General features: G+C 56.2%; 4 protein-coding genes. 2 read left to right on the forward strand and 2 right to left on the reverse strand.

The window, feature by feature from the left end; all coding sequences use genetic code 11:
* Nucleotides 1–595 (forward strand): MFS transporter (locus HP459_RS22505; protein ID WP_171936883.1); only part of this gene is annotated, 595 nt, incomplete at its 5' end.
* A gap of 216 nt (nucleotides 596–811) precedes the next feature.
* Entirely contained in the window at nucleotides 812–964 is a 153-nt protein-coding gene (locus HP459_RS22510; RefSeq protein ID WP_010427008.1) for a Hok/Gef family protein, read from the forward strand.
* Nucleotides 965–1,054: 90 nt separating this feature from the next.
* Here the strand turns inward: HP459_RS22510 and leuD are convergent, their stop codons facing one another.
* On the reverse strand, nucleotides 1,055–1,660 hold the full coding sequence (leuD, locus tag HP459_RS22515) for a 3-isopropylmalate dehydratase small subunit (protein WP_063137936.1): 606 nt from the start codon (nucleotides 1,658–1,660) through the stop codon (nucleotides 1,055–1,057).
* A gap of 10 nt (nucleotides 1,661–1,670) precedes the next feature.
* Nucleotides 1,671–2,285, reverse strand: a 615-nt coding sequence (locus HP459_RS22520; RefSeq protein WP_253939674.1) for an aconitase family protein, incomplete at its 5' end; no start/stop codon positions are given.

Consider the following 2,285-nt stretch of genomic DNA (forward strand, 5'->3'; position numbering starts at 1 on the left):
GGCGCGCGTAGAGCAGGTGACGGACAAGCCCATCACCCAGGTAAGCGGCTGGCAGGATAAAAACGTCCGCATGTTGTTTATCGCCTCCACGCTGATGTGGACCTGCAACACCATGTACATTATCGATATGCCGCTGTGGATCAGCAGCGATCTGGGACTGCCCGACAAGCTCGCGGGGATCCTGATGGGCACCGCTGCCGGGCTGGAGATCCCGGCGATGATTCTGGCGGGTTACTACGTAAAACGTTTCGGAAAGCGTCGGATGATGGTCGTCGCCATGGCGGCTGGGGTGGTGTTCTACGCGGGGTTAATCCTTTTCCATTCGCGTGAAGCTTTGCTGGCGTTACAGCTATTTAACGCGGTATTTATCGGAATCGTTGCCGGGATCGGCATGCTCTGGTTCCAGGATTTAATGCCGGGGCGAGCAGGCTCCGCGACCACGCTGTTTACAAACAGTATCTCTACCGGCGTGATTCTGGCAGGGGTGATTCAGGGGGCGCTGTCGCAAAGCTATGGACATGCATCCGTGTACTGGGTGATCGCAGCGATTTCGGTCATCACGCTTGTGTTAACGTGCCGGGTTAAAGACGTTTGATTCTGGAAGGCGGCTTCACGAAATGAAACGATTTTCTGACAGGAGCAGAGAAGGCGCATAGAGTGCGTGACGGGTGCTTGAGGCTGTTTGCCTCAGGCTTTCGCAAGAGGCAAACAGTGGAGAGTCCCACATCAAAAAAATGATGGGGAGACCAACTTCACAACCAACATTGCGAGGTTAGTCTCTTCATTGCCGAAAAGCAATAAGGAGGCTGGAATGCCAAAACGTACTCTGCTGTTAGGTTTGTTTCTGATCTGTACGACGTTGTTGATCTTCACCTGGATGGTGCGCGACTCGCTGTGTGAGCTGCACTTCAGACAGGAGAAAACAGAGCTGGCGGCAGTGTTGGCTTACGAAGCAAAACGTTAGCGGTATTGGCGGGGTTTTTCCCCGCCTCTCCAGAGTGGTTACGCCTCAACGCACCCTTATCAATGGCCCGCGCCCTGCGGGCCATTGCCTTTAGCCCATAAACGCAGGCTGTTTTTTCTCGTAGGTGGAGATAGCCTCTTCGTGCTGCAGCGTCAGGCCAATGCTATCCAGACCGTTCAGCATGCAGTGGCGACGGAACGCATCAATGCTAAAGCTGTAGGTCTTGTCACCGGCTTTCACCACTTCTGCTTCCAGATCCACTTCAAACGACATCCCCGGATTTGCCTGCACCAGCGCAAACAGTTCATCGACCTGTTCGTCACTCAGCGTCACCGGCAGCAGCTGGTTGTTGAAGCTGTTGCCGTAGAAGATATCCGCGAAGCTTGGGGCGATAACCACTTTAAAACCGTAGTCGGTCAGCGCCCATGGCGCGTGTTCACGCGACGATCCGCAGCCAAAGTTTTCCCGCGCCAGCAGAATGGAGGCGCTTTTGTATTCCTGAAAGTTCAGGACGAATTCCGGGTTCGGCACTTCGCCTTTATCATCGAGGAAGCGCCAGTCGTTGAACAGATGCGCCCCAAAACCCGTGCGCGTCACTTTCTGCAAAAACTGTTTAGGAATGATCGCGTCAGTATCGACGTTAGCGGCGTCCAGCGGGACAACACGGCCCGTATGTTGGGTAAATTTCTCTGCCATGATTGTCTCCTTATTTCAGGCTGCGAATATCGGCGAAATGACCGGTGACTGCCGCAGCGGCGGCCATTGCCGGGCTGACCAGGTGGGTGCGCCCACCGCGGCCCTGACGGCCTTCAAAGTTACGGTTGCTGGTGGAGGCACAGCGCTCGCCCGGATTCAGGCGGTCGTTGTTCATCGCCAGACACATGGAGCAGCCGGGCAGGCGCCACTCGAAGCCTGCTTCGATAAAGATCTTATCCAGACCTTCCGCTTCCGCCTGGGCTTTCACCGGACCGGAGCCCGGCACAACCAGCGCCTGCACGCCCGGTGCCACTTTGCGGCCTTTTGCAATTTCTGCCGCAGCGCGTAAATCTTCGATACGGGAGTTAGTGCAGGAGCCGATGAACACTTTATCAATGCTCACGTCGGTCAGCGGTACGCCGGGTTTCAGCCCCATATAGGCCAGCGCCTTTTCCGCACTCGCGCGCTCGACCGGATCGGCGAAGGAAGCCGGGTCAGGAATGCAGTCGTTGACGGAAATGACCTGGCCCGGGTTGGTGCCCCAGGTGACTTGCGGGGCGATCTCTTCCGCCTGCAACGTCACAACGGTATCAAAAATTGCCCCCTCGTCCGTTTTCAGGGTTTT

The sequence above is a fragment of the Enterobacter sp. CM29 genome (assembly GCF_013179605.1).
Classification (GTDB): domain Bacteria; phylum Pseudomonadota; class Gammaproteobacteria; order Enterobacterales; family Enterobacteriaceae; genus Enterobacter; species Enterobacter intestinihominis.